Annotated in this window: 22 protein-coding genes; 13 read left to right on the top strand and 9 right to left on the bottom strand. The window is 65.4% G+C overall.

Features of this window, described 5'->3' with window-relative positions; translation table 11 throughout:
* Positions 1–94 precede the first annotated feature (94 nt).
* The 3 genes from ACN2C7_RS01615 to ptsN all read left to right on the top strand — a co-directional run bounded on the left by ACN2C7_RS01615 (position 95) and on the right by ptsN (position 1,939).
* Positions 95–706 carry an exopolysaccharide biosynthesis protein gene (locus ACN2C7_RS01615; RefSeq protein ID WP_419319446.1) on the top strand — a complete coding sequence of 204 codons (612 nt, stop codon included), beginning with the start codon at positions 95–97 and terminating at the stop codon, positions 704–706.
* Positions 707–756: 50 nt separating this feature from the next.
* Positions 757–1,389 carry a ribosome hibernation-promoting factor, HPF/YfiA family gene (gene hpf, locus ACN2C7_RS01620; protein ID WP_419319447.1) on the top strand — a complete coding sequence of 211 codons (633 nt, stop codon included), beginning with the start codon at positions 757–759 and terminating at the stop codon, positions 1,387–1,389.
* Between the two features lie 85 nt (positions 1,390–1,474).
* Positions 1,475–1,939: a PTS IIA-like nitrogen regulatory protein PtsN gene (gene ptsN / locus ACN2C7_RS01625; protein WP_419319448.1), complete on the top strand. Its 465-nt coding sequence runs from the start codon at positions 1,475–1,477 to the stop codon at positions 1,937–1,939.
* 46 nt (positions 1,940–1,985) lie between these two features.
* On the opposite strand, the gene ACN2C7_RS01630 is transcribed toward ptsN, so the two are convergent.
* From ACN2C7_RS01630 to ACN2C7_RS01640, 3 genes are all read right to left on the bottom strand, one after another.
* Positions 1,986–2,255, bottom strand: a complete 270-nt coding sequence (locus tag ACN2C7_RS01630; protein ID WP_419319449.1) for a DUF1150 family protein — start codon at positions 2,253–2,255, stop codon at positions 1,986–1,988.
* A gap of 100 nt (positions 2,256–2,355) precedes the next feature.
* The gene (locus ACN2C7_RS01635; protein WP_419319450.1) at positions 2,356–2,781 is read right to left on the bottom strand and encodes an Hsp20 family protein; all 426 of its coding nucleotides are present in this window, start codon (positions 2,779–2,781) and stop codon (positions 2,356–2,358) included.
* 117 nt (positions 2,782–2,898) lie between these two features.
* Positions 2,899–4,566, bottom strand: coding sequence for a glycosyltransferase family 4 protein (locus ACN2C7_RS01640; RefSeq protein ID WP_419319451.1), 1,668 nt, complete (start codon positions 4,564–4,566; stop codon positions 2,899–2,901).
* Between the two features lie 186 nt (positions 4,567–4,752).
* Here ACN2C7_RS01640 and ACN2C7_RS01645 point away from each other — a divergent pair, with 186 nt between their 5' ends.
* The gene (locus ACN2C7_RS01645; RefSeq protein ID WP_419319452.1) at positions 4,753–5,985 is read left to right on the top strand and encodes a glycosyltransferase; all 1,233 of its coding nucleotides are present in this window, start codon (positions 4,753–4,755) and stop codon (positions 5,983–5,985) included.
* Here ACN2C7_RS01645 and ACN2C7_RS01650 read toward each other — a convergent pair.
* The 3 genes from ACN2C7_RS01650 to ACN2C7_RS01660 form a co-directional block, all read right to left on the bottom strand.
* The gene (locus ACN2C7_RS01650; protein ID WP_419319453.1) at positions 5,972–6,754 is read right to left on the bottom strand and encodes a CatB-related O-acetyltransferase; all 783 of its coding nucleotides are present in this window, start codon (positions 6,752–6,754) and stop codon (positions 5,972–5,974) included. The two genes, ACN2C7_RS01645 and ACN2C7_RS01650, sit on opposite strands and share 14 nt — an antisense overlap.
* Positions 6,755–6,777: 23 nt before the next feature.
* Positions 6,778–7,599: a hypothetical protein gene (locus ACN2C7_RS01655; RefSeq protein WP_419319454.1), complete on the bottom strand. Its 822-nt coding sequence runs from the start codon at positions 7,597–7,599 to the stop codon at positions 6,778–6,780.
* An 86-nt stretch (positions 7,600–7,685) separates the two neighbouring features.
* Positions 7,686–8,522: an acyltransferase gene (locus ACN2C7_RS01660; protein ID WP_419319455.1), complete on the bottom strand. Its 837-nt coding sequence runs from the start codon at positions 8,520–8,522 to the stop codon at positions 7,686–7,688.
* A gap of 202 nt (positions 8,523–8,724) precedes the next feature.
* On the opposite strand from ACN2C7_RS01660, the gene ACN2C7_RS01665 reads away from it, so the two are divergent.
* The 3 genes from ACN2C7_RS01665 to ACN2C7_RS01675 are packed head-to-tail and all read left to right on the top strand — an operon-like array spanning position 8,725 to position 12,715.
* Positions 8,725–10,302 (top strand): hypothetical protein, encoded by a 1,578-nt coding sequence (locus ACN2C7_RS01665; protein WP_419319456.1) that lies wholly within the window; start codon positions 8,725–8,727, stop codon positions 10,300–10,302.
* Complete coding sequence (locus ACN2C7_RS01670) at positions 10,299–11,357, top strand: hypothetical protein (RefSeq protein WP_419319457.1); 1,059 nt, start codon at positions 10,299–10,301, stop codon at positions 11,355–11,357. The genes ACN2C7_RS01665 and ACN2C7_RS01670 overlap by 4 nt, the downstream gene beginning before the upstream one ends.
* Before the next feature lie 8 nt (positions 11,358–11,365).
* Positions 11,366–12,715 (top strand): sulfotransferase family protein, encoded by a 1,350-nt coding sequence (locus tag ACN2C7_RS01675; RefSeq protein ID WP_419319458.1) that lies wholly within the window; start codon positions 11,366–11,368, stop codon positions 12,713–12,715.
* On the opposite strand, the gene ACN2C7_RS01680 is transcribed toward ACN2C7_RS01675, so the two are convergent.
* Positions 12,702–13,451 (bottom strand): hypothetical protein, encoded by a 750-nt coding sequence (locus ACN2C7_RS01680; RefSeq protein WP_419319459.1) that lies wholly within the window; start codon positions 13,449–13,451, stop codon positions 12,702–12,704. The genes ACN2C7_RS01675 and ACN2C7_RS01680 overlap by 14 nt on opposite strands.
* Before the next feature lie 2 nt (positions 13,452–13,453).
* Positions 13,454–14,308 (bottom strand): GNAT family N-acetyltransferase, encoded by an 855-nt coding sequence (locus ACN2C7_RS01685; RefSeq protein WP_419319460.1) that lies wholly within the window; start codon positions 14,306–14,308, stop codon positions 13,454–13,456.
* A gap of 109 nt (positions 14,309–14,417) precedes the next feature.
* Between ACN2C7_RS01685 and ACN2C7_RS01690 the strand changes: the two genes are divergently transcribed.
* From ACN2C7_RS01690 to ACN2C7_RS01705, 4 genes are read left to right on the top strand one after another with little or no spacing between them, the layout of a single operon-like run.
* Positions 14,418–15,812: a hypothetical protein gene (locus ACN2C7_RS01690; protein ID WP_419319461.1), complete on the top strand. Its 1,395-nt coding sequence runs from the start codon at positions 14,418–14,420 to the stop codon at positions 15,810–15,812.
* The gene (locus ACN2C7_RS01695; protein WP_419319462.1) at positions 15,809–16,489 is read left to right on the top strand and encodes a hypothetical protein; all 681 of its coding nucleotides are present in this window, start codon (positions 15,809–15,811) and stop codon (positions 16,487–16,489) included. Before ACN2C7_RS01690 ends, ACN2C7_RS01695 begins: the two co-directional genes overlap by 4 nt.
* Complete coding sequence (locus tag ACN2C7_RS01700) at positions 16,489–17,508, top strand: glycosyltransferase family 2 protein (protein WP_419319463.1); 1,020 nt, start codon at positions 16,489–16,491, stop codon at positions 17,506–17,508. Before ACN2C7_RS01695 ends, ACN2C7_RS01700 begins: the two co-directional genes overlap by 1 nt.
* A 7-nt stretch (positions 17,509–17,515) precedes the next feature.
* Positions 17,516–17,872, top strand: coding sequence for a hypothetical protein (locus tag ACN2C7_RS01705; protein ID WP_419319464.1), 357 nt, complete (start codon positions 17,516–17,518; stop codon positions 17,870–17,872).
* 102 nt (positions 17,873–17,974) lie between these two features.
* Here the strand turns inward: ACN2C7_RS01705 and ACN2C7_RS01710 are convergent, their stop codons facing one another.
* The gene (locus ACN2C7_RS01710; RefSeq protein WP_419319465.1) at positions 17,975–18,214 is read right to left on the bottom strand and encodes a DUF6471 domain-containing protein; all 240 of its coding nucleotides are present in this window, start codon (positions 18,212–18,214) and stop codon (positions 17,975–17,977) included.
* 182 nt (positions 18,215–18,396) lie between these two features.
* Between ACN2C7_RS01710 and ACN2C7_RS01715 the strand changes: the two genes are divergently transcribed.
* Entirely contained in the window at positions 18,397–20,151 is a 1,755-nt protein-coding gene (locus tag ACN2C7_RS01715; protein ID WP_419319467.1) for a type I secretion system permease/ATPase, read from the top strand.
* Positions 20,148–21,527 (top strand): HlyD family type I secretion periplasmic adaptor subunit, encoded by a 1,380-nt coding sequence (locus ACN2C7_RS01720; RefSeq protein ID WP_419319469.1) that lies wholly within the window; start codon positions 20,148–20,150, stop codon positions 21,525–21,527. Before ACN2C7_RS01715 ends, ACN2C7_RS01720 begins: the two co-directional genes overlap by 4 nt.
* The last annotated feature ends 7 nt before the right edge of the window (positions 21,528–21,534 follow it).

Raw genomic sequence — 21,534 nt, forward strand, 5'->3', positions numbered from 1 at the left:
GCCGCTCCAGGCGCGCGGTCATTTTCCAGAAAGCGCCTATCTTCACGACCCATTGATCGGTCCTGCGTTATAAGCTCCATGAGCAGGAGCGCGCATGTCGACCGATAGCCTAGCGGACGTGATCGAAGGGTTTGGCGAGGACGTCCGTCCGATCCTGACCGTCGGCCAGATGCTGGAGGCTTTTGACAGCCGCGCCTTCGGGGCGATGCTGTTCGTGTTCGGAGCTTTGAACACCCTGCCGCTGCCGCCGGGCTCCTCGACGATCCTCAGCCTGCCGATCCTGCTGCTGGCCCCCCAGATCGCGCTGGGAGCCGACGCGCCGTGGCTGCCGCGCCGGATGATCGACCGGCCGGTCAAGCGCGACGATCTGCGCGGCCTGTTCCGCAGGCTCACCCCCTTGGTCAAGCGCATGGAGCTGATCACCAGGCCCCGCCTTTCCTGGCTGTTCTCGCCGCTGGGCGAGCGGATGATCGGAGTGGTCTGCACCCTGCTGGCGCTTGTCCTCATCCTGCCGATCCCGCTGGGCAATCTCGCGCCTGGCGCAACGGTGGCGATTCTGTCGCTGGCCCTGCTGCAACGCGATGGTTTTCTGGCCCTGCTGGGCTATCTGATGGCCCTGGTCAGCCTGGGGCTGCTGTTCGTCAGCGCGGGGGTTGTGACCGCCGCCGTCCACAAGATTATCAGTCTTGTTTCGAGCTTTTTCTGAACCCGTTACGGCCGCTTGACACCGCCTCTGGACAGGCGCGTTGTTAGGGCATGCAAGTCCAAATCTCCGGCAAGCATGTCGACGTTGGCGAGGCTCTGCGAGCGCGAGTCTCCGACGAAATCACCCTGAGCATCGGCAAGTATTTTGACCGCGGCGGTAATGCCGACGTGGTCATCAGCAAGGAGGGCCATGCCTTCCGGGCCGACTGTTCGGTAAAGCTGGCTTCGGGCCAGCAACTTCTTAGCCATGGAGCGGGCGGTGACGCCCATGCGGCGTTTGACGCCGCCCTGGCCAAGATCGAGACGAGGATCAGGCGCTACAAGCGAAGACTCAAGAGTCACTCCATCGCGGCCTCAGCCAAACAAGCCGAGAACGCCGCGATGTACGTTCTGCGGGCTCCCGATATCGACGAGCACGAGAACGACGACTGGGGCGACGACGCCGACCATCCAGCCGGCGCCCCTTCGGCCATGATCATCGCCGAGACCCAGTCCTCGCTGAAGGTAATGACCGTTTCCATGGCTGTCATGGAACTGGACTTGACCGAGTCCCAGGCAATCGTGTTTAGGAACGCCGCCCACGACGGATTGTCCGTGGTGTACCGGCGGCCAGACGGAAATATCGGCTGGATCGACCCCGAACGCACAAAGTCGCTGAACGGGAATGGGTCAACCGCGAACTAACGGGGTCGTGTCATGATCCTGAACGTTCCGGAGGGCTCCCAGCGATTGTGTTGCGGCGGCCGACAGTGAGCGAGCGTTTAAGTCCATGACTATCGGTGATCTCTTGGATCCTGGAGCAGTGGCGCTGCGCGTCAGTGCTCCAGGCAAGCGGCAGGTGCTCGGCGTGATCGCCGACGTGGCTGCGCGGGTGCTTGGCGTCAATTCCAACACCGTGCTCGAAGGCCTGATCGAGCGCGAGGCCGCAGGCTCGACCGGCGTAGGTCAAGGCGTAGCCATTCCCCATGCTCGTATCGACGGTCTGGACCGGGTGCGCGCGGTGTTTGTCCGTCTGGAGACGCCGGTGGCGTTCGACGCAGTCGATGACAAGCCCGTGGATCTTCTGCTTGCCCTGTTCGCGCCGTCTGACGCCAGCGCCCAGCACCTGCGGGCCTTGGCCCGCGTATCGCGGATGATGCGGCAGCCGGAACTGCGCGAGCATTTGCGTCAAGCCCGCTCGGCCGATGCCGTTCACGTGCTGCTGGCCCACGAACCGACCAGCACGGCCGCCTGATTTTCTGGAAGCGAGCGCGACGGCTGGGGGGCCGCCGCGCCCTGGATCAGTGCACCGAAACCGGCGCCAGTTCATGCGCGAGGGCGGCGGCGATCGCCGTGTCGCGGTCGACCATCACCGCCAGCCGAGCGCCATCGGCGCGGCAGACCGCATAGAGGGTCTGGTCGGGAAGCAGATCGAAATCGTCGGTCGAGCCGGCGGGCGCGTCAGCCAGGATTTCCGCCGCCTTGATCGGGCGGACATAGACCAGATCCGGGGCGCCAAGCGCCGCGAAGGCTTCCGTCGTGAAGACCGGATTGTGGGTGACAGGTGTCATGTTGACCACCTCCTTGAATAGGGAACGCGCCGGGTCTGGCCCGGTTCAGCGGGCATTTCGGAGCGGGGCAGGACTGAACGTGTGAATCGCTGCGACGGGTTCAGGCGACGGAGCGGATCGGGATGCGCCTGACCAGTCGCTCTGGACGCGGCCGGGCCAGATCGATGTGCAGCAGACCATGTTCCAGGGTCGCCGCCGTGACCTCGATGCCCTCGGCCAGCACGAAGGTGCGGACAAAGCCCCGCGCCGCGATGCCGCGATGCAGGAAGGCCCGGTCGGTCTCGGATCTGGCCTCGACTTCGCGCTTGCCGGCGACGATCAGTTGGCCTCCCTCGACCGTCACGTGCAGCTGTTCGGGCGAAAATCCTGCCACGGCCAGAGTGATGCGCACTCCGCCCTCGTCGTCTTGCTCGACATTGTAGGGCGGATAGCTTTCCGAAGCGGCCTTGGCGGCGCGTTCGATCAGGTCTCGGGTGTGTTCGAAGCCCAGTAGAAAGGGGCTGTCGAACAGGATGGTCCGGGTCATCGCGAAGTCCTTCGCTTAAGCGACTTCGTCCGCCGGTCCCATCCTGATGTCAGCCACGGGGCGGCGATACCCGACTGAGGTGGAGGTTGTCGCCTGAGGTTTCAAGGTCGGGCCGGCTCAGAGCCAATCCAGAAAGCCGCATTTGGCCATCCACAACAGGCTGAGCTGCACCGCGCGGCGGCGTGGCGCGGGGAACAGCAGCAACAGGTCCTCGGTGGTGGCGGCGTGACCCTCGGCCAGATGCGCAAAGACCGTCTGGCACTCCTCATGGGTTCCGCGCCAGTTGGCTGCGAACATGTCCAGCTCGATGGTCTGGACGCGCTGCAGATCGCCTGGCCCGACGCCGGCGCGCAGGGCCAGGCGGCTTTTGAGCGACAGCACCTGGGTTGCGAAGCCCGCGAAATCGCGGAAGGGGTCGCCTCTTACCGGGTTGCGGGCCGACCTTGGCCGCAGGTCTTCCGAGGCCTTGCGAACCTCGCCCAGCTCCTGGGCCAGGCCCGAGAACTGGCGGGCCACCACGGGCCAGTCAAACGTCTCGCGTATCCGCTGCCGTCCCGCCGCGCCCATCCTGCGTCGCAGGTCCGGCGAGCGGATCAAATCCGCCAGGGCCTGAGCGGCGCGACCGACATGCACGGCCGTATGCTGCGCGATGACGCCGACATACTGCTGATAGGATTTGAGACCCAGGGCGTGACCGGCGATCATCTCACTCGAGAGCGCGTTTTCCGGCCCGCAGAGCGTGGGGATCAGGAAACCTTCCTGGCCGTCGCGCACTGTGTAGCGATATCCGTCCCAGTCGCTGATCACCACGGGAAGGCCTGAGGCCATGGCTTCCAGCGGCGTGATGCCGAAGGTTTCCTGGATGTTGTCGACCAGCGAGAGGAAGATATCGGAGGCGGCCCACAGCGCGCCAAGGCGTGCTCGGTCATTGCCGTCGATGATGTGGAAGTCGACCGACGGGGCGTGCGTAGCGGCTGCCTGCCGGTACATGCGCTCGCCATCCGCGCCATTTGGAAACCACCCCACCATGGCGAAATTCACGCGCTTGCCGGTGGCCTGGGCGGCCTCCTCGACAGCGCGCATCATGGACTGGGGGAAGGCCTTCTCGAAAAATGACAGGCGGCCGACCCATAGGACCAGGATGTCGTCTTCGTCGATCTTCAGTTCGGTGCGGGTTGCCGAGCGGGTCTCGGGTCGATCAGCGGCCGCCCCGAACGCCGCGCCGTCGACGCCGAGCGGGATCAGCGGAAGCTGGGGACGGACAACCCGCTTGCCGTCGCCGAAGCGCTCGCCAAGATATTCCCCCCATTCGTCGAACATCGCTTCCATGGCCTGTTGCACCGAGGGCGAGGTGCAGACTAGCGCGTCCCACGGCTGGGTCGGCGCGATCGAGGACATCGCTATGTCCTGGCGCATCATCGGCGGGGCTATGGTGTGGATCAGGCCGATCAGGCTGAAGGCGCGATCCCCGACTGCACGCCGACGCTGCCAGGCCGGCTCTTCCAGCTTCGGCCCGCCCATCAACAGGGTTCCCGCCTCGGCCGCGACAGTCTGCGCCAGGACGCTCGACGCGGTGATCCGGGTCGCACAAGGGACTTCGCCGACCAGACTTTTCTTCAGGGTGTCGGCCTGGACCGCCGCATGGGTCAGGAAGTCGACTTGCGCGTGGCCCCCGTGCTGGACCATCGCCCTGAACAGTTCGAGATTGGCGACGTCCTTGCCAAAGACGTTCTCGCCAAGACCGACCCGGCCGGCCGGATGATAGATCGCAAGACGAGACGTCAAGGATGTCGCCTTTCAAACAGGGTCGTCGCGCCGTGTTCGGCGACACAGCCTGCTGGCGGTTTAGGGGGTTTGAGGGCGGATAGTCCAGCGCGCCGGCGACGATCCGGTCCTGGCGCGATCGTCGCCCATTGACGTCCCTTACCCCGGTGACCAAGAACAGGGGCGATAGACAGGAACGAGGGCGACGTGGCGGCCAGCCGAATTCTCTTTGTGCACCAGAACTTCCCCGGACAGTTTCCCCATATCGCCGACGCGGTCCTGAGGCGGGGACACAAGGTAGCGGCTATTGGCGATCAGACTGCAAAGGGACGCCCAGGGGTCGATGTGCGTCGCTGGAAGCTGCTGCGGGGAACGACCCCAGGCCTCTTCGATCCCGCGACGCGCGCTGAAGCCGATTTGCTGCGGGGCCAAGCCGCCGCAGAAGCCGCGCTGAAACTGAAGGCTGACGGCTTCACGCCGGACCTGATCATTGGTCATCCAGGATGGGGTGAGACGCTGCAGCTTCGGGAGGTCTTTCCGAATGCGAAGCAGATATTGTTTGGCGAGTTTTTCTACCGGTCCCGGGGCGCCGACGTAAATTTCGATCCGGAATTCGAGACTCCCGCGCCCAAGTCGGATTTTCGGATCCACGCCAAGAACATGGGTCTGGCGCTGGCCTATTCCGAGGCGGACATGATCGTGTGTCCCACTCCCTTTCAGGCCTCCCTGTTGCCGCGCGGTCTTCACGACCGCATTCGGGTCGTCCACGAAGGGGTTGACCTGGATCGCGCGAAACGAGTTCCGGGCGCGAGTCTGAAGCTGAGCGATGGTCGCGTGCTGGACGGGAGAAAGCCGGTCATCACCTTCATCAACCGTCATTTCGAGCGGCTGAGGGGCTTTCACATCTTCATGCGGGCGCTGCCGTCACTCCTCGAACGCGTCCCGGACGCAGAGGTCCTTCTGATCGGAACCGACAGCACCAAGGTCTATGGCGGCTCGCTTCCCGACGGCCAGACCTGGAAGGGCAAGATGCTCGCCGAGGTCGGCGATCGCCTGGACATGGATCGCGTCCATTTCACCGGCGCCCTTGATCACGCCGACATGGTCAAGGCGCTCTCGATCTCGACGGCGCACGTTTACTACACCTATCCGTTCGTACTTTCCTGGTCCCTGGTCGAGGCCATGGCCTGCGAATGTCTGATCGTCGGCTCAGACACAGCGCCGCTGCGTGATGCGATCGAGCCTGGCGTCAACGGACTGTTGCGCGACTTCTTCGATGTGCAGGGCCTGGCCGACACCCTGGTCGGGGTTTGCCAGAATCCGGAGGCCTATGCGCCGCTGCGATCGGCGGCGCGGGCTACGGCGCTGGAGCGCTTCGATCGAGAGACTGTCGGCGTTCCAGGGTGGCTGGACCTGATCGACGAGGTCATGGCGCGCTAGCCGGCGCGGGTCCGATCGCGCCAGCTTCGACGAGGGCCTCGGCGGTCAGAGGGGTCAAGACCATCGGCTGGATGTCGCCCTGGGCCTCCCGTTCTCTCAGGCGATCCAGGAAGCCGACAGGGTCCCGCACATCGAGAGCCTGGAGGACATCCGGGCCGTACCGCCACCATTGGCTAGCCTGCATCGCCTCGATCACGTCCCCGTCGAAACGGTAGCGGATCAGGCGCGCCGGAGCGCCGCCCACGATGGCATAGGGCGGCACGTCCTTGGTAACCAGGCTGCGGGCTCCGATGATTGCGCCGTCGCCGACGGTGACCCCGCGCTTGATCATGGTTTCGGCGCCGATCCAGACGTCATGGCCGATGACGATGTCCTGCGGGCCTTGATCAAAGGGCTCGGGCTGGAAAGACGAAATCTCGCGATCCAGAAGATAGGCCTTGATGCCGAGCAGCGGGCGCGGGTTGTGCGAGAACGGATGCAGGCTGGCCCAGTCCGACGGATGGGCCGACCCCATGACTGACACTTGCCAAGAGATCGATGTGTAGCGGCCGACCGACAGATAATTGTCCAGGGCCGAATACGCATAGGAAAACGCGCCGAACCGCTTGGGAATGATGGTTCCGGCCAGCAAGTGGGAATAGGGCTCGAGCGCTGCCTCCTTGCCAACGAAAATCGATCCGCCGAGTGGCCACATGTGACCAGGGTCGGAGGTGAAGATCCGGTGGCGTTGCGCCAGCTTGCGGAGCGCTTCGGTGACAGCGACTTTCATGGGATGCTTTTCGAAGATCGGTGTCAGGTTCGGTTGTTTTCGAGGCTCGCGCGGGGTTTCATCACCAGCCAAGGCGTCATGGTGGAGCGAAACTCCCAGACGGCGAGCAATTGGTCCAGGTGTCCCAGGTCCTGCAGCCATGCCGGCAGCGGCATGGTCTTGGGCCCCTGCTTTCGGATGACAATGTCATGCGACGGCGTAAATCGCTCCAGCATGCGATCGAACACACCGCGTTTCAGGCCCGGATGAGTTTCCACGATGATGTTGAGTCGGGTCAGTCCGGGATAGAGATCAGGCCGCATGATCACATCCTCGAAGCCTTCCGCGTCGATGATGACCAGGGTCTTCCTGTCCGCGAAGTCCTCGAACATTTCGCCGACGAACTCGCCCTTGATGATGACACGATCCTGCACGCCGTTCCGAGCCGCAAGATCTGCACAGGCCGAGCGGGCGCGTTCGTCGATGTCGAAGGCATGGACGGTGGCCCCCGGCATCAGTCTGGCCAAGCCAACGGCGTAGTAGCCTTCAGCGCAACCGATATCGACGATGGTGTCGATCCCTGACTGGGCAAAGTCAGCAAGATCCCCGTGAAGCTCGGACTCGTAGCAGCCGATCAGCCGGGGAACGAGGCAACCCTCCGTCGCATAGTTCAGATATTCCATGCCCTCGAAAGGGCCTGAGAAAATCTTCAATCCGTGATGGCGAATATAGGTGTTGGCCAGCAACTGGGTGCGCCATCGCGCCATGAGGCGCAGGATCTTGTTGAGGGAGTCCGGCGAGCCGTAGTCACTGTCATCCGTAACGCGAGCGCGAAGAAGCTTGGTTGTCGTGTTGGTGTCGGGCATCGCTCACGCCATCGGAGGAATATCGATCAGTCAGGACCCGTGACTGACACGGGGATGCTGGCCGGTCAAACCGTCCGGCCCGACAGCTAACGGAACGGCCACCAGCCTCGCCGGCCCTTCTGCCCGACGATTTCAGGCTCTGGCGCGCCCTCCCCGAGTTCGCGCCGCCAGACGATATTCTCGCGCACCACCCGAGCCGGCACGCCCGCCATGACCGCATGAGCGGGCGCAGCTCCGGAAAGAATCGCGCCGGCGGCGACCACGGCGCCGTCGCCGATGGTAGCGCCCTTCATGACCATGCTGCGCAGGCCAAGCCAGACGTGGTCGCCGATCGTGACATCGGCCGCCGCATTGACCCTTTGGCCCGTGGCGCGGTCATAGATCGGGTGGATGTCGCTGAGCGACACATAGGCCTGGGACGAGACCATGCAGTCTGCGCCGAAGATGATCTGGCCAGGCTCGTGCAACTGGATCGAGACCTGGACCATGGTCGTGCCCGCCCCGACCACCAGAGCGCAGCCGGCGGGCGACAAAAGGCTGATGAAGCCGTTGATGGCGCAGCCCGGGCCGATGTGGATGCTGCTGTTGTCGCCGACGACGGTGATGTTGGCGCCCAGCCGGCAATCTGCGGCGATCTCGACCGTGTTGCCGCGCCCGCGAAGGGTCAGGCTGGCCATGGCTCCCGGCTTGGGATCGATCAGGGCCGTGCCGCCTCCGGCCGGCGCGAAGCCGGCGATGGAGCACCGATCACCGATGATCAGTCGATTGTCGTCGCCGGTTATCGCTATGCGGGAGTCCACCTCTGCGCCTTCGCCGATCGCGATGTGATTGCCGACGCCTTCCACCTGGGGCGGATGGCGCGGGTTTGCGCGCAGATCGATCTGGTTTTCGGTCTTGATCGGCCCTGCAGATCTGCCCGGCATGTCTTGTCCCTGAGGGTCGCTGTGGCTCTTCGAATAGGACCAGAAGAGTTTGCCGGCAATGGTTTGGCGGCGGCCGACCGGTCGCGAGACGACATGAAAGCTATTGACGTTGGCCAGCCGAAACACCGAAAGAAGCTGACATCTTTGACAAGCGCCCGAGGCGGCGCGCTCCGAGTTTGGCGAAGCCTCGGGAAGGAACGTGATGACGGGGCCAACCGAGACTGAAGCGGCCAATCCTGTTCGGGAGGCCTTCGATGCGGCCTTCTATCTGGACCGTTATCCCGACGTCGCCGAGGCAGGCCTCGACCCTTTCCACCATTTCATGGACTGGGGCTGGCGCGAGGGCCGAGATCCCGCGCCCTGGTTCATCATGGATGTCTATCTGTCGGTGAATCCGGACATCAAGTCGGCCGGCGTCAATCCGTTCCAGCACTATGTGGTCACCGGGCGGCTGGAAGGCCGGCCCCTGAAGGACGACTATGGCTTTCGGTACGACATCCTCAAGAACAGCCCGCCGCTGGAGGAGCGCGTCCTGTGGGCCCGCACCGCCGCGCGCAAGATCCAGGTCGCGCCGGTCGCCGAGCTCGAAGCGGCGCTGACCGCCGCCGGCTCGCTGGCCGGCCTCCACATCTCGGTCAGCCATGATGACTACACCGCCAGCCTGGGCGGCGTTCAGCTGTGCCTGGTCCGCGAGGCCGATGCGATCGCGGAGGCCGGGCGACCCCGGCTGCATATCTATCCGGCGGCCCATTCTCCAGTGATCGACGTCGAGACCGACCAGCCGATGGTTGGAGTACTGATCAATGGCGAGCGCGTGGGCCTGTTTGCGGCCGCCGCTGTCGCCCAGGCCCTGACGGGGCGGGTCAGCAAGGCGACCTTCGCTGTGCACAGCTTCCTGGGCCACACCATTCCGGCCGTGACCGCGATCCTGAAGGCCGCCGGCCTGCGCAAGGGCTTCTTCTGGATCCACGACTTCGCCAGCGTCTGCAGCAACTATGCGCTGTTGCGCAACGACGTGGTGTTCTGCGGCGCCCCGCCCCCTGACAGCCAGGCCTGCGGGATCTGCATCTATGGCGAGCGGCGGCATATTCATCTGGCCGAGCATGGCGACTTCTTCCGCGCCTTCGAGGTGACGGCGGTGGCGCCGTCAGAAGCGGCCATGGCCCTGTGGCGCAAGACCTATCCCAAGGCAGCCAAGGCCACCCGGATTCTGCCACATGCGGTGCTTGAGCCTCGCAAGGCCACGCGTCCGGCCAAGGCCCGAGCCAGGACCGCGCCGCTGCGCGTGGGTTTCCTGGGCATGCCCGCCGACCACAAGGGCTGGCCAGTCTTTGCGCGGCTGGCCGAGATGTTCCGCAGTGATCCCCGCTATCAGTTCCTGCATCTGGGCTTCACCCCGGACGAGGCCTGCAACGCGACCTTCGAGAAGGTCGGCGGTCCCGGCGGGCGCAGCATGGCCGAGGCGGTCGAGACGCTGGAGCTGGACGTGGCGGTGATCTGGTCGCTGTGTCCGGAGACCTTCTGTTTCACGGCCTACGAGGCCGTGGCGGCGGGAGCGGCGGTGCTGACCCTTGCCGACGCCGGCAATGTGCCGCGCTTCGTCGAAGCTGGCGAAGCCACGTCGCGCGGCCTGGTGCTCGCCGACGAGCATGAGCTGTTCGCGCTGTTTCGCCAGGGCGGCGCGCTGGCCCTGGCGCGTTCCAGACGCAAGCCGCAACGCTTCGACATGACCTTCAGCCGCATGACCGCCGATCTGCTTGCAAAGGGCGCGGGCCGATGAAGGTCGTCTGCTATTCCAGCTTCACCTTCTCCTATCTCAACCGGGCCCGGGTGCTGTTCAAGACCCTGCGCCAGCGCCATCCCGAATGGGAGCTGGTCGCCCTGATCACCGATCGCCCGCCGGCGGCGCTGAACTGGGATCCGTCCCAGGAAGAGTTCGACACCCTGGTCTATGCCGACGATCTGGGCATCCCCGAGTTCAAGTCCTGGCTGTTCAAGCACGACGTGATCGAGGTCTGCACGGCGGTGAAGGGCCCGTTCATGCATCAGGCCTTGGAGAAGGGCGCGGACGTCTGCATCTATCTGGATCCGGACACGGCCCTGCTGGACCGTCTGGATCCCCTGATCGAGATGCTGGAAACCAGCGACATCATCCTGACGCCGCACCTGCTGCATCCGGAAGAGTCGCACGGCGCCATCCTCGACAACGAGGTCTCGGCCCTGAAGACCGGCATCTACAATCTGGGCTTCGTGGCCGTGCGCGGTCGCGGCGAAGGTCTGCGTTTCGCCAAGTGGTGGAACGATCGCCTGCTGAACTTCTGCTATGATGACATTCCCAACGGCCTGTTCGTCGACCAGCGCTGGTGCGATCATGTTCCGTCGTTCTTCGAGAACGTGAAGATCCTGCGCGATCCGGCCTACAACATCGCCAGCTGGAACATCGCCCACCGCAGGATCGCCATCGGTCGCGACGGCAGGATCACGGCCAACGGCTCGCCGATCCGCTTCTGGCACTTCACCAAGCTTGGCCCCGTCGGCGACCAGATGACCCGCCGCTACGCCAAGGACAACTACGAAGTCTACGAGATCTGGAACTGGTACAAGCGCCTGATCGCTGAAGCGACCGATCCGCGCGTGCCGGCCGGCTACTGGGCGTTCGGTCGCTATGAGGACGGCCGCGAGGTCGCCAAATCGCACCGCGAGCTCTATCGCGTCCGGGGCGATCTGCGCTCGGCCTTCACCGAGCCGCTGGCGAGCGGTCCGGGAACCTATCAGGCCTGGCTTGAGGCCGAGGGCCTGATCGCGCCGGCCGTCCAAGACAATAGCCGGGGGTAAGAGGCATCATGGCTAAACCAGCCAAGACCGCGAAGACGACGACGGCCCGCCGCGCCCTTGTGGTGGCGGGCATGCACCGCAGCGGCACCTCCGCCATGGCGCGTCTGCTGTCCCTGAGCGGCGCCACCCTGCCCGAGCGCGTCATGGCGCCGGCCGCCGACAATCCCGCCGGCTTCTGGGAGCCGTGGGAAATGGTCGCCCTGAACGACAGGATCCTGGCGTCTTTCGATTCCAGCTGGGACGACGTCTTCACCCTGCGCTTGGCCGATCATGCCGCGGCGCTGAAGTCGACCTTCCTGGATGACGCCAAGGCCTTCGTGAAGGCCAACTACGGCGCTGCCGATCTGCTGGTCATCAAGGATCCGCGCGCTTCGGTGCTGGCGCCGTTCTGGCGCGAGGCCCTGACCGAGAGCGGCATTGAGCCGCTCTATGTGATCATGGTCCGCAATCCGCTGGCCGTGGCCCAGTCGCTGTCAAAGCGCAACGCCTTCTCGACCCAGAAGTCGGTGCTGCTGTGGACCAGCTACATGCTGGCGGTCGAACGCGACACGCGCGGCTTCGACCGGCTGTTCGTCGACTATGACGCCATGCTGGACGACTGGCGTACGGCGCTGGCGGCCGTGGAGTCCGCCCTGGGCCAGGCCCTTCCGCGCTCCGCCGACGCGGCGGCGGCCGATATCGACGGCTTCCTCCACCGGTCCCTTCGTCATCACGAGGCCTCGAGCGAGGATCTTTCAGCCCGTGCCGACGTCTGGTCCGGCGCGCGGATCGTGTTCGAGTGGTTCGAGGCCGCCGCCAGGGGCAAGGCCCCGCCGGCCAAGATCCTGGACGCGGTAGCCGCCGAGATTCTCGCCCTGGATGCGGCCATGGGCGAGGTTTGCGCCGACATGCGGCGTGACATGGCCCAATGGCAGGTCCAGGCGCAGCTGACTTCGGCCGTTCAGGCCGAACTCGACGCCGCCGGTGTCCTGCTGGGCAAGATGCATGCTGAGGCCGACGCGGCCAGGCAGGCCGCCGAGGGCGCCCGGATCGCGACCGATGAAGTTCGCCAGCACGCTGCGGCGGTCCAACGGCAGGTCGACAAGGATATTGCGGCGCTGCAGGCCGATGTCGCCATATGGCGCCAGCGCGCGGCGGCGGAACAGTCCAGGGCCGCGATCTTCCAGCGTTCGCGAGACCAGTTCGAGCGCGAGTTCATTGTCGCCGATCAGCGCGCCGCCGAGCTCCAGGCCCTGGCCCAGGAACAGGCTGCGGATATCGCCGGGCTACGGCATGCGGTCTGGTCCATGCAGACCAGCACCAGCTGGCGACTGACCGCGCCGCTGCGTCGGGCGATCCTGCTCGTCAGGCGTCGCTGAAGGCGTCCAGCCGCGCACGCACCGCGGCGTAGGGCGTCTTGAACATCCGCTCGTAGAGCAGCGGTCCCGCATGCGGGCGCTTGCGCACGCGTTCGGCCGCCAGCGCCTGATAGCCAAAGCCGCCGCGCAGCAGGAAGGTCATGAACATCGATGGCCACAGGGCCAGCCAGGTCTTGGCCTGCGAGGGAAAGAACCGCACCGCTACGGCGTAGGCGATCCATTCTCGCGCACTGAGCGGCACGCGCATGACCGGACCATTCTCCGGGATTGGCGCGCACGCACGAAACAGGCCGCCGGGCAGCCCGCGACCGTTGTAGAGCGCGAACTGGTCGATCGGGATCTTGGGGTCCAGCGCGTCCCGAAGCATGACGGTCATGAGGGCGCAGGCGTCATGGTCGGCATGACCGCCCTCCCAGGCCGCGACGACGAACCGGTCGATGCAAGGCAGAGAGGACAGCGCAGCCTCAAGGGCTGAACGGGCGGCGGGCAAGGCCTCGAACACCGCTCCGTCCATGGCTCTGGTTCCGGCCCCGACATGGATGGCTCGATCCGGGGGCAGGCCAAGACTGGCCAACAGCGCCCGCGTCTCGGCCAGCCGGCGCGCCGAGAGCTCCGGCGAGGCGTAGTCGGCGACATAGAACAGCCAGGGCTGGGCGCCCTCGCGACGGTCGCGAAGCAGCAGCGGCAACGCCGCGTACTCGTCGTCGAAATGCGCCAGAACGTAGACGGTGGTCATCATCAGTAGGGGTCGAAATCAAGGAAGCTGACCGCTGTGGTCGCGGGGTCCAGCATCTCGGGGAGCAATGGATCCAGGCGTCGCCAGATCATGTTTAGCGGCGAGGGGCGCAGGCGGGCGGGGATTGGCGCGAAGCCATGATCCGACAGGGATAGTCGGGGTTCCAGGCCGATGAACAGCGGCGGGATCCAGGGCCGACCGCCGGTGGCCGCCACTTCCGGGTGACCCGCCAGGAAGGCGGCGCAGCGCAGGCCCGGAACGCCGGTCTCGGCCCAGACGCCCAGCAGATCACCCTGCCGCGCCACCCGATACTTCGCGGCCGGATTGGCCAGGCGCCAGGCCAGACCGGCCGGAGTCCAGTCGACCTGGAAGCCGGTCTGCGCGTCGGCCAGGCGGCGCGGCGGCAGCAGAAGCAGGCCCGCCTCCAGGCTGCAAACCTTCTGGAAGGCCAGTTTGCGCAGAAAGCCCGGCGTGCTGTTGGCGTTGGCGAAACCGAAGACGCCCTGAAAACCCTGCTCGCGCGCCGCAGTATAGGTCGCGTCGGCCAGGGTCGTGAACAGGCCCTTGCCCTGGAATTCAGGCGCCGTGGCGGTGTTGAGCGACAGCAGGCCCCGCACGGATCCGTTCTGGACCCGCGTCCGCATGGGGATGGTGACATAGTGGGCGGCCAGGGTGTCGCCGGACCAGGCGTCGGCGCCGACGACAGGGCCCTCGGGGTTGTCTCTATAAAGCCATTCCAGGGCCGAGACCGTGAACTTCGGCAAGGGCCCGAACACTCGGCCCAGCAATTGACTGTAGGCGGCAAGTTGCTCGGGAGCAGTTCCCGAGGGTTTGATCTCTATGCCGTCGATCTTCATCGCGCGTACTGATCACGAAACTTCGACCCTGCCAAGCTGACCGGCTTTTCGCGCTTTGCACGCAGACGGACGCACCTTAAAAGCCGGAGCGATGAAGGGCGGGCATCCGATGACAAGACTGGGTTTCAATCTGAACGCTTCGCAGGTCGTGCGCGGCGTCCTGATCGCCGGCCTGCTGTTCATGCTGGGCGCGAATCTGCCGGGCCATCTGTCTTACGACTCCCTGGCGCAATTGGCCGAGGGTCGCTCGGGCGTGCGCACCACCTGGGGCCCGGCGATGTTCGCCTGGCTGCTGGGCGTCTTCGACGAGGTCGTACCCGGAACGGGCCTCTATGTGATCGCCAGCGCGGCCCTTCTGTTCTTCAGCCTTTCGGCGCTGCGCGCCACCCGCCCCCAGGTCTCATGGTGGGCGGTTCCCTTGACGGTGCTGCTGGTCTTCTCCCCGATCGTGCTGATCTATCAGGCCATCGTCTGGAAGGACGTTCTGTTCGCCAACCTGGCCATCGCCGGCTTTGTTTGTCTGGCGCGACTGCCCGCAGCCTGGGATCGCCCCGGGCCGCGCTGGCTGGCGCTGGGCGGAGCCCTGCTGGCCCTGGCCATGGCGGCGCTGGTTCGCCAGAACGGTCTGGTCGTGGTGTTTCTGGCGGCGCTGAGCCTGGGCGCGATCCGCTTCCGTGACGGCTGGCGTCAGGCCCTGGCCTGGGGTTTTGGCGGCCTGGTCGCCACCATCATCGCCATGCTGGTGCTGGGCGCGATCGCGCAACCCAAAAGCATCGGCCCGGGCAAGACTCGGGATGTGGGCATGCGCATCCTGCAACACTACGACATCGTGGGTGCGGTGGCGCGGGACCCCAGCTATCCCCTGACCCATATCGAGGCCGCCAATCCCGCCGGCGCCGCCGCCATTCGCAAGGGCGTGGCGGTCTATTCGCCCCAGCGGGTGGACTTCTTCGACACCGACCCCACCGTGGGCAAGGCCCTGTGGGCGACGCCTAAGGACGCCATTCGCGCGGAATGGCAGGAGCTGATCACCAGGCATACGGGCGCCTATGTCGCGGAGCGGTGGGATGTGTTCCGCTGGCTGTTCTTGACGCCCAAGCTGGAGGTCTGCCTGCCCGACTTTGTCGGGGTCAGCGGACCCGAGCCCCTGGTCGCCGGTCTGAAACTGACCAACGCCGTCGATCCCGCCGACTGGTCGCTGCACAACTACGCTACCTATTTCTACGGTACCCCGGTCTTCTCGCATGTGGCCTACGCCGTGATCGCGCTGCTGGTCGCTGGCTTTCTCCTTTGGCGCCGGGACGGACCTGACCTCGCGATCGCCGGGCTTATGTTCGGCGGCCTGGCTTTCACGGCGAGCTTCTTCGTGATCTCGCTCGCGTGCGACTATCGCTATCTCTACTTCCTGGATCTGGCGGCCGTGACCGGCCTGTTCTACCTCGTTCTCGACCCCTCGCTGCGCCGCGCCGGCGCCGAGGGCGACCTGCGGAGTGACCCTGCGTGACCGTTCGTTCGAACCTGCTTCTTGCGGCTGCGGTCTGCCTGTTCGTCGCGGCCTGCGACAAGCCCAAGGGCGCGCCGGCTGATCCTGTCGCCGCCACGCCTGCCGCGGAGCCAGCGCGACCGGCTCCCGTGCGCCCGGCCGAACTGGTGAAGTGGGACGAGTCGAGCGGCCGCTTCACGGTCGACGGCACGGTGCTGAAGACCGCTCATCTGTGGCGCTTTGACGGATCGACGGAGGGGTTCGTAGCCGCGTCGGCCCAGGTCGAGCCCGCCCGAGGCGGCGGCCTGCGAGTCGTCGAGCAGGCGATCGATACGATCGTCCGGTCGCCTCAGAATCTCGCGATCGAGGGCGGGCGCTACAATGGCGTTGTGGTGCGGTTGACCCGCGAGAAGGAGGCGAGCGAGTGGGACGGTTCGCTGTTCTTCAGCACGCCCGCCCACGGCGAGACGTCGGGCTTCTTTGGCAAGCCGCTGCGCGGCGCCGACCCTGTGGCCGGCGAGACCACCATCATGGTCTATGACATGGCCAAGCTGCGCAAAGGCGGCGGCGACTGGACGGCTTCGACAATCACTGGCCTGCGCCTGGATCTGGACGACCAGCCGGGCGGCCAGTTCGTCATTCACCAGATCGCGGTGGTCGCCTTGCCGGCCTCGGCGACGCTTCGACCGCCGCAGTAATGACGGCCAAGCCCCCAACTGCCGCGCTGATTCCAACCGAGCGGCCCGCCGCGCGGGTCGCGGCGATCCTGCCGTGCTACCGGTCCTGCGCCCATGTGCTCGGAGTGATCGCGGCCATAGGGCCGGAAGTCGACGTGATCATCTGCGTCGATGACGCCTGTCCGGACAGGGTGGGCGATCACATCGAGGCCAACGCCACCGATCCGCGGGTGATCGTGCTGCGCCACGAGATCAATCAGGGGGTCGGCGGGGCGGTCTGCACCGGCTATGCCCATGCCCTGGAGTTGGGCGCCGACATCTTCGTGAAGATCGACAGCGACGGCCAGATGGACCCGTCAGAGATTTCCGTCCTGGTCGATCCGATCGTGCGCGGCGACGCCGACTACGCCAAGGGCAACCGCTTTTTCAATATCGAGGACCTGCAGGGCATGCCGGCCCTGCGCCTGTTCGGCAATGCGGGCCTGTCGTTCCTGACCAAGCTGTCAACCGGCTACTGGAGCGTCTTCGACCCGACCAACGGTTATACGGCCGTGCATGCGCGGATGATCGAGCGGGTGCGGCTGGACAAGGTGTCCAAGCGCTACTTCTTTGAATCCGACCTGCTGTTCCGGCTGGGCACCCTGCGGGCCCGGGTCGCGGACGTGCCGATGGCGGCGATCTATGGCGACGAGGTCAGCCAGATGGACGTCGGCAAGATCGTCATTCCGTTCTTCTTCTCGAACGTCTCCAATTTCCTGAAGCGATTGTTCTACACCTACCTGCTGCGCAACTTTTCGGTGGCCTCGCTCTACCTGTTGATCGGTGTGCCGCTGACCGTCTTTGGCCTGGTGTTCGGAGTCGAGCGCTGGATCGACGCCGTTTCCGACTCCCGCCCGGCCACTTCGGGCCAGGTCATGTTCGCGGCTCTGCCGATCCTGATCGGCGTGCAGATGGTGCTCAACTTCATCGCCTACGACGTCGAGAACGAACCCCGCACCGCCGTCTGGCCGCTGCTGCGGCCCAAGAAGCGCGCGGTCTAGGCCGCCGATGCCGCTGAAGGACATCCTGCTGTGCCTGGCCTTTTCGATCACCCTGCCGATCGGCCAGATCCTGTTCAAGGTCGCCGCCGACCACAGCCGGTCGATCACCGGCGGCGTGGTCGAGAAGGTCCTGCTCAATCCGCCGCTGATCGGGGCCTTCGCCTGGTACGGCCTGACGGCGCTGTTCTGGTTCTACATCCTGACCCGCATCGCGCTCAGCACGGCCTATCCATTCTCGATCCTGGGATCGGCCCTGGTGCCGCTTTTGGCCTGGATCCTGTTTCGCGAGCAGGTGACCCTACAGACTGCATTGGGGTTCGCAGTCATGCTGCTGGGCTTCTTCATGGTGGTGCGGTCGCGGTGAGAACGGCTTCCAGCGACGTGCAATCCAGCTCGCGCGAAGACGCTGCATTAAACGACGGTCCCAAGTCCCGGGCTCACGCAGTCAGCCCGGCGCTCCAGGCGGTCATTCGGTCTTGCCCAGCCGGACGCTTTCGCATCCCATCGCCATCAGGCATTCGAACAGAAAGGCGGCCGTGAACGAGCCGCGGCTGATCTTGTTGCGAAGATTGGCCTCGCTTTCGGCAACGCCGCGTTCGGCCAGAAGTCGCGCCAGATCGGCATAGGTCAGGTTGCGCCGCTTGAGCTCGGCCTTCAGCACGCCCTTGACGTAGTCGGTCGATGTGACTGTTCGGGTTGCAACCATTTGCGCAACATACATCATCAAATATGATGCGAAAACCGTTGACATGATCTCATGTGCGGATCATTTCTCGCCCGCTTGGCTGGGCCGCCGTCCAGTCAGGCAGAGATCGCCGCCGGCCTGCATCCGTTCGGATGTCAGCACGACGGGGTCGGGTTCACGGCGGGGATGAACCAGCGGCCGACATGAAACGACCAAACCTGAAGATTCAGACCAACAGCCTGTTGATGCGCGTGCTGCGCGAAGGGCGTGGCTCGCTGTCGTTCGCTGCGGGCTTCACGCTGGTTTCCAGCGGCCTGTACATGGCGCTGCCCATCTTCACCAACCAGGTCTACGGCCGGGTGCTGACCAGCCAGAGCATCGCCACCTTGCTGGTGCTGACGGTCGGGGCGCTGTTCGTCTTCGCCGTGTCTTCGGTCATCGACTTCTACCGGGCGCGGGTCCTGATCAATTTCGGCGTGACCTTTGATCAGCGCGTCTCGGGCCACGTCTTTTCCGCTTTGTTCGACGGCATCAGCCGCCGAGAGGGTCACGTGACGTCTCAGGCGCTGCGCGATCTCGACATGGTCCGGCAGGCCCTGACCGGCTCGCCAATGCTGACCCTGTTCGATCTGCCGACCATGCCGTTGTTCATGATCGTGCTGTTCATCATCGACCCCTGGGTCGGCGGGCTGACCATGATCGGCGGCGTTGTGCTGTTGATCCTGGCGGTCATTCAGGACCAGGTCACGCGCACGTCGCTGAAAGAGGCCAGCGACTCGGCGCTCAAGAGCTACAGCTTCACTGACGCCGGGCTGCGCAACAGCGAAGTTGTTCGGGCCCTGGGCATGTTGCCCAGCATCGGCGCGCTGTGGGGGCATTTCCGCAAGGAGTCGCTTGAGCGCAGCACTCAGGCCAGCGACCAGGCGGGCGTCTGGTCGAACGCCATCAAGTTTGTGCGCATGGCGATCCAGATCCTGATCGTCGCCCTGGGCGCCCTGCTGACCATCGAGCACAAGATCGGTCCGGGCCTGCTGTTCGCCAACATGATCCTGTCGGCGCGCGCCCTGGCGCCGATCGACCGGGCCGTCGGCGTATGGTCAAACCTCATCCAGGCCAGCCAGTCCTATGAGCGACTGACCAAGCTGCTCAACAGCTATACGCCGGCAAGGCCTACGACCGCCCTGCCGCCTCCGACCGGACGGTTGACCGTCGAGGGCGTCAACTTCTTCACGCCGGACGGCTCGCGTCCGCTCCTGCGGGGCATATCCTTCACGATTCCGGCCGGCGAGACCGTGGGTGTCATTGGCCCTTCGGGCGCGGGCAAGTCGACCCTGGCGCGCCTGCTGGTCGGCATCTGGCAGCCCGCCAGCGGCGCGGTGCGCCTGGACGGCGCGGATGTCTTTACCTGGGAGCGCGAGGCCTTTGGCCGCCACGTCGGCTATCTCCCCCAGGATACCGAGTTGTTCGGGGGCACCGTCCGCCACAACATCGCCCGGTTCGCGCGCGACGTGACCGATGAGGAAGTCGTTGCGGCGGCCAAGATGGCCGCGGTGCATGACCTGATCCTGCGCCTGCCCAAGGGTTACGACACTGATCTTGGCCAGGAAGGCGTCGTGTTGTCGGTTGGCCAGCGCCAGCGGGTCGGCCTGGCGCGGGCCTTGCTGCGCGAGCCCAGTTTCGTTGTGCTGGACGAGCCCAACGCCAATCTCGACGCTCTGGGCGAGGCGGCCCTGATGACGGCGCTGGATGCGCTGAAGGCGCGGGGCGCGACCGTGGTCGTGGTGTCCCACAAGCCCTCGATCTTCCGCTCGGCCGACAAGATCCTGGTGATGCGCGACGGCGCCATTGAAATGTACGGACCCCGCGACGCGGTCATGAGCAAGGTCACGGCCCAGAACCAGGCGGCTGCGCAGGTCTCGACCTCGCCGGCGGTCAAGGCGATCGAGGCAAAGTCATGAACCGTTTCCTCAAGCTCACCCAGGTTTCTCAACCCGAACTGGAACCGCCGGTCGTCGGCGGTCCCGATGCGCCGCTGACAGACGCCCAGAAGCGCCATGTGCGCCGGCCCATCATCGCGGGCAGTGTGGTGATCGGGGTCTTCGTGATCGGACTGGGTCTGTGGGCCTCGGTCTCGCCGATCTTCGGCGCGGTGATCGCGCCTGGCCAGGTGCGGGTCGAGAGCAGCCGCAAGACGCTGAAGAACCGCGACGGCGGTGTCGTGCGCGGCATCTATGTGCGCGATGGCGATCAGGTCGCGGTCAACCAGGTGCTTCTGCGTTTCGACGACGTCGTGCCCAAGGCCCAGGTGGCGATTCTTTCCAATCAACAGCAGGCCCTGTTGGCCCAGCAGGCGCGCTTTGAGGCCGAGTCCCTGGGGCGCAAGACCATGGTGCTTCCGGCCGAACTGCTGAACGCCCAGGGTGATCCCCGGGTGGCCATGCTTGTGCGCAACGAGCAGTTTCTGTTCCGCTCCAGGCTCGACGCCGTGGAGGGCCAGGCGCAGATCCTCAATCAGCGTATCGTCCAGCTGCGCGAACGCCAGGCCGGCACCCAGATCCAGATCGATTCCATCGACGAGCAGGTCCGCCTCAGCCGCGAGGAACTGCAGGGCTTTCAGACGCTTTATGAAAAGGGCTATGCGCCCAAGACCATGATCCTGCGGCTGCAGCGAGCGCTGGCGGAATCGCAGGGCCGTCGCGGCGCCATGGCGTCGGAGATGACCCGCATCCAGGAACAGGTCGGAGAGACCCGGCTGCAGCTCAACTCGCTGTATCAACAGCGCGAGAGCGAAGCGGCGGAAGGCAAGCGCCAGGCCGACGGCCAGTTGGCCGACATCAATCCCCGCCTGGGCGCCGCGCGCGACGCCCTGAGCCAGACCGAGGTTCGGGCGCCGGTTGCGGGCTTTGTCCTCAACCTCACCCAGCACACCCTCGGCGGGGTCGCCGGGGCGGGCGAGCCCCTGCTGGATGTGGTGCCCGCCAACGCGCCGCTGGTGGTGATGGCCGAGGTGCGCCCCAGCGATATCGACGAGGTTTCCGCCGGCATGATGGCCCAGGTCGATCTGGCCGCCTTCAGCTCGCTCAAGGTTCCCAAGGTTGAAGCCAAGGTTCTCAACGTCTCGGCCGACTCGCTGACCAATCCCAAGACCGGCGATACCTATTTCATGGCCGAGCTGAAGATCGACCCCAGCGAACTGAAGAAGCTTCCCAAGGGAGCCAAGCTCTATCCGGGCATGCCGGCCAATGTGATGATCAAGACCGGCAAGCGCACCATCATGTCCTACCTGCTGGGTCCGATCGGCGATGTGATCAATCACGCCATGCGCGAATCCTGAGGACGCG

The organism is Caulobacter sp. ErkDOM-E, from assembly GCF_048541895.1.
GTDB lineage: Bacteria > Pseudomonadota > Alphaproteobacteria > Caulobacterales > Caulobacteraceae > Caulobacter.

Coding starts and splice junctions, on each gene's coding strand:
- ACN2C7_RS01670 (WP_419319457.1), top strand. CDS start 10,299: ATGAAGGTCGTCTGCTATTCCAGCTTCACCTTCTCCTATCTCAACCGG.
- ACN2C7_RS01720 (WP_419319469.1), top strand. CDS start 20,148: ATGAACCGTTTCCTCAAGCTCACCCAGGTTTCTCAACCCGAACTGGAA.
- ACN2C7_RS01680 (WP_419319459.1), bottom strand. CDS start 13,451: ATGACCACCGTCTACGTTCTGGCGCATTTCGACGACGAGTACGCGGCG.
- ACN2C7_RS01700 (WP_419319463.1), top strand. CDS start 16,489: ATGACGGCCAAGCCCCCAACTGCCGCGCTGATTCCAACCGAGCGGCCC.
- ACN2C7_RS01630 (WP_419319449.1), bottom strand. CDS start 2,255: ATGACACCTGTCACCCACAATCCGGTCTTCACGACGGAAGCCTTCGCG.
- ACN2C7_RS01615 (WP_419319446.1), top strand. CDS start 95: ATGTCGACCGATAGCCTAGCGGACGTGATCGAAGGGTTTGGCGAGGAC.
- ACN2C7_RS01685 (WP_419319460.1), bottom strand. CDS start 14,308: ATGAAGATCGACGGCATAGAGATCAAACCCTCGGGAACTGCTCCCGAG.
- ACN2C7_RS01665 (WP_419319456.1), top strand. CDS start 8,725: ATGACGGGGCCAACCGAGACTGAAGCGGCCAATCCTGTTCGGGAGGCC.
- ACN2C7_RS01635 (WP_419319450.1), bottom strand. CDS start 2,781: ATGACCCGGACCATCCTGTTCGACAGCCCCTTTCTACTGGGCTTCGAA.
- ptsN (WP_419319448.1), top strand. CDS start 1,475: ATGACTATCGGTGATCTCTTGGATCCTGGAGCAGTGGCGCTGCGCGTC.
- ACN2C7_RS01650 (WP_419319453.1), bottom strand. CDS start 6,754: ATGAAAGTCGCTGTCACCGAAGCGCTCCGCAAGCTGGCGCAACGCCAC.
- ACN2C7_RS01705 (WP_419319464.1), top strand. CDS start 17,516: ATGCCGCTGAAGGACATCCTGCTGTGCCTGGCCTTTTCGATCACCCTG.
- ACN2C7_RS01675 (WP_419319458.1), top strand. CDS start 11,366: ATGGCTAAACCAGCCAAGACCGCGAAGACGACGACGGCCCGCCGCGCC.
- ACN2C7_RS01660 (WP_419319455.1), bottom strand. CDS start 8,522: ATGCCGGGCAGATCTGCAGGGCCGATCAAGACCGAAAACCAGATCGAT.
- ACN2C7_RS01655 (WP_419319454.1), bottom strand. CDS start 7,599: ATGCCCGACACCAACACGACAACCAAGCTTCTTCGCGCTCGCGTTACG.
- ACN2C7_RS01690 (WP_419319461.1), top strand. CDS start 14,418: ATGACAAGACTGGGTTTCAATCTGAACGCTTCGCAGGTCGTGCGCGGC.
- hpf (WP_419319447.1), top strand. CDS start 757: ATGCAAGTCCAAATCTCCGGCAAGCATGTCGACGTTGGCGAGGCTCTG.
- ACN2C7_RS01715 (WP_419319467.1), top strand. CDS start 18,397: ATGAAACGACCAAACCTGAAGATTCAGACCAACAGCCTGTTGATGCGC.
- ACN2C7_RS01710 (WP_419319465.1), bottom strand. CDS start 18,214: ATGGTTGCAACCCGAACAGTCACATCGACCGACTACGTCAAGGGCGTG.